Source organism: Nocardia cyriacigeorgica (assembly GCF_010858045.1).
GTDB classification, from domain to species: domain Bacteria; phylum Actinomycetota; class Actinomycetes; order Mycobacteriales; family Mycobacteriaceae; genus Nocardia; species Nocardia cyriacigeorgica_E.
Genome location: NZ_JAAGVC010000365.1, coordinates 1 through 283 on the forward strand (window position 1 = coordinate 1; position 283 = coordinate 283).

At 66.8% G+C, this 283-nt stretch carries 1 protein-coding gene; it reads right to left on the reverse strand.

The genetic code is table 11. From position 1 onward, the window contains the following. Nucleotides 1-237: glycosyltransferase (locus GV790_RS30050; RefSeq protein ID WP_256673620.1), on the reverse strand; the 237-nt coding region annotated here is incomplete at its 3' end. Nucleotides 238-283 lie beyond the last annotated feature (46 nt).

A 283-nucleotide genomic window follows, 5' to 3' on the forward strand; every position in this document is an offset into this window, starting at 1 on the left:
TCCGTGCAGGGCTCGCATCAGCAGCGCCGCCGGATAAGGCGCGGGGGAGGTGTGTTCGATGAACGCGTCGTCGCGGCTCTGCGCGGTGTGCACAAGAGGAAGCCGATGCCGCCGTGCGGCTTTCATACCGGCGATGGCGACGCCGTAGGTGGTGTGGGTGTGCACGACATCGACCGGGCCACGTGCGGCGAAGGCATCGTCGATGAGACGGGCATTGGCTGCGGTAGGCAGCACCATCGGAAAGCCGTTCACCGCCACCGAGAGGGCCTCGAGTTCCACCATG